The following is a 3,253-nucleotide window of genomic DNA, read 5'->3' on the forward strand; positions in this document are numbered from 1 at the left end:
GTAGCTGTACCTGCTACTGCTAGAGTTATATTAATTGAAGCGTAATCATCTGTATCATTATTCACAACATTGCCTGCATTAGCTATAGAGCCTACTGCTAATCCAATAAGGCCCGTTCTTTGCGAAACAATAGATGATGAAAAACTTGGAGCTACAATTTTAGTTTCCACATTACAATTAAGTTGGGCAAATGTCAAATTAGGTGATATAGTTATAAAAAATAGAAAAAAAATCTGTATAATATTTTTCATGTTTATAGTAGTTGTTTAATTAATAAATCTTTGATTGGCAGTAGAAATATTAATTAATTAACTAAATAATGAAGGAGAGCGTATTTCTAAGTGAGACAAGCAAATTGCATAATCACAAAAAATATAATTATAAGTTGAAAGTTTTAATTTAATCTTAGGTTCGTAATTCTTATTAAAAGAATTTGAATAAAAAATAATTATATTAAAAGAATTGATAGTATAGAGTGCTAAAAGAATTGATTTACTACTAATGAAAAATGTTGATTCTTTATATGGTAAATAACATATTTTTTTATTTATTAGTGTAGATAAATCATACGAATTATTTCTGCTTTTTTTAAGATTTGAGTTATTTGTATTTTTTCTTTTGATTTTTTCTTTTGATTTTCTTTTTTTTATATTTTTTTCATGGTTAATAGAATCTTTAATTTCACAATTAGATATAATTGTATTTTTAGAAATGTAAAAAGTCGTATTTTCTTTTATTGTTACTAAACCTTTAGAAATTGTTGGAATAGAATCATCTCTTTCTTTTATTTCAACATTATAAGCATTAACATAAATTGAACAAAAAAAGCAAAACAATAAAAGGTAAGTAGATGAGAAATGATCGAGAAATAGAAATAAAACTCGTCTCATAGTCATATTAAATTAGTTAATTTAACTAAATTTAGTTATTATTAAATAAATAACGAAATTTTTTATAGAATTTATCAAATAATATAAACATTACCTAACAAATCAATAAAATATTTATAAAAACATAAATTATTATTTTTTGAATAAATCTTTTATTAACTCTTAAAAATAATAATTTAACTAGATAGCTATAATTTTTTAATTCAATGTAAACTACATTTAAATAATACCTTTTTAAAATCTCACCGTAATCATCATTTCAATTCTTTTAAAATTATATATAAATAGATTTGGCTACAACAAATAGTGTGTTTTAAAATTTATTTTATATTTATTAGTATTTTATTATACTATTATTTATTACATTTGCTAAAATTATTAAATAAGAAAAAATATGAAAAGAAGAATTTTAATATTACTCATAGTAGTATTTTCTACTTTTTGTAGTGCTCAAGTAGAAATCTATCAATTGTCCAGTCATATTTTAGATAATTCTACTGGAGAGCCTGCACCATCTGTTTCAGTTACATTACAGAAAATGAATGTGGACAATTCGTGGACTAAGGTAAGTACACAAATTACAGATAAAGATGGTAGAATAGGGAATTTTTTACCTTATGGTCAGAATAATGACGGTGTTTATAAACTCGTATTTCATATTGAATCTTATTTTGATAGAAAAAAGTTGCAAACATTTTATCCTTTTATCGAGATTGTTTTCCATATTAAAGGGGATAAGCATTTTCATGTACCATTGACTTTATCTCCTTATGGCTATTCTACATATAAAGGAAGTTAAAAACAAGATATGAAAAAAAGAATAGCCATTATTGGATCTGGATTTTCTGGTTTATCAGCTGCTGCTTATACAGCAAAAGAAGGACACGAAGTACATGTATTTGAAAAACATAATCAGCCAGGCGGAAGAGCAAGACAATTAAAAACAGAAGAAGGTTATGTATTTGATATGGGACCTAGTTGGTATTGGATGCCAGATGTTATACAAGATTTCTTTGAGGATTTTGGTTATACTACTTCTTCTTTTTTTGAATTGATATCGTTAAATCCTCAATTTGAGATGATTTTTTCGGATGAAAAAATAGATGTACCTGAAAATTTTGAAGCACTAAAAGAAACCTTCGAAAAAATAGAGAAAGGAGCTAGTTTTCAATTAGAAAAATTTATGAAATCTGCCAAATTCAAATATGAAGTAGGAATGAAGGATTTTGTACATAAACCTTGTGCCAATTGGAGTGAATTTATTTCTCTTAAAATTGCTAAAAGTGCATTGAGATTAGATTTACTATCTAATTTTAGAGCCTATGTTGCACGGTATTTTAAAGATAAGAAATTGAGAGCTTTAATGGAGTTCCCCGTAATATTTTTGGGCGCATCTCCTGAAAAGATTCCTGCATTGTATAGTTTGATGAATTATGGCGGTTATGTATTAGGTACTTATTATCCTAAAGGAGGTTTTTATCAGCTGGTATTAGCAATGAAAAAAGTAGCAGAAGAACAAGGGGCGCACTTTCATTTTAATTGTAATGTTGATAAAATAAATGTAAAAGATAAAAGTGTAAGTTCACTTGTAATAAATGGTGAAATCTATGAATTTGATGAAGTGATTGCTTCTTCTGATTATCATCATACAGAAACACTTTTGAACGCAGAATATAGAAATTATACGGCTGACTATTGGGAAGAAAGAACATTTGCTCCATCTTGTCTGATTTTTTATCTTGGTTTTAATGAAACTATTCCGCATTTAAAACATCATACACTATTCTTTGAGCATGAATTAGATCTACATATAGATAGCATATACGAAAAGAAAAGATGGCCTGAAAAACCNNNNTTGTTTTATGCTTGTTGTCCATCAAAAACTGATCATTCTGTTGCACCAGAAGGGAAAGAAAATTTGTTTTTGCTAATGCCGATTGCAACAGGAATAGATGACAATGAATTTGTGCGTCAGAAGTATTTAATGGAAATGCTTTCACGATTAGAAAAGCATACAGGTGTTGTAGATTTGCAATCTAAAATTGACTTTAAAAGAAGTTATTGTGTCAAAGATTTTGTGTCAGATTATAATGCTTATGGTGGTAATGCTTATGGATTGGCTAATACACTTAATCAAACAGCAGTATTAAAACCTAAAATAAGAAATAAAAAGCTAAAAAATTTATTTTATACCGGTCAGTTAACTGTTCCTGGACCAGGAGTTCCTCCCTCTATTATATCCGGTAAAATAGTGGCCAATGAGATCAACAAAATAAAAAAGTAATTCTATATGAAACAATTATTTGATGAGCTTTCTTATTCGGTGAGTAAGATGACAACTCAAAAATATAGCACAAGTTTTT

At 27.0% G+C, this 3,253-nt stretch carries 4 protein-coding genes; 2 read left to right on the forward strand and 2 right to left on the reverse strand.

Translation table 11 applies throughout. The features are described 5' to 3' along the window. Nucleotides 1–251, reverse strand: a 251-nt coding sequence (locus B2217_RS02480; RefSeq protein ID WP_291122057.1) for a hypothetical protein, incomplete at its 3' end; no start/stop codon positions are given. Nucleotides 252–308: 57 nt separating this feature from the next. Continuing rightward, a complete protein-coding gene (locus B2217_RS02485; RefSeq protein WP_180906536.1) occupies nucleotides 309–890 on the reverse strand; it encodes a hypothetical protein in 582 nt (193 codons plus the stop codon). A 469-nt stretch (nucleotides 891–1,359) separates the two neighbouring features. On the opposite strand from B2217_RS02485, the gene uraH reads away from it, so the two are divergent. Further along, nucleotides 1,360–1,689: a hydroxyisourate hydrolase gene (gene uraH / locus B2217_RS02490; RefSeq protein WP_291122058.1), complete on the forward strand. Its 330-nt coding sequence runs from the start codon at nucleotides 1,360–1,362 to the stop codon at nucleotides 1,687–1,689. A 9-nt stretch (nucleotides 1,690–1,698) separates the two neighbouring features. Beyond that, complete coding sequence (locus B2217_RS02495; RefSeq protein ID WP_291122059.1) at nucleotides 1,699–3,174, forward strand: phytoene desaturase family protein; 1,476 nt, start codon at nucleotides 1,699–1,701, stop codon at nucleotides 3,172–3,174. The last annotated feature ends 79 nt before the right edge of the window (nucleotides 3,175–3,253 follow it).

This window comes from Empedobacter sp. UBA7620, from assembly GCF_002484185.1.
Lineage (GTDB): Bacteria > Bacteroidota > Bacteroidia > Flavobacteriales > Weeksellaceae > Empedobacter > Empedobacter falsenii_C.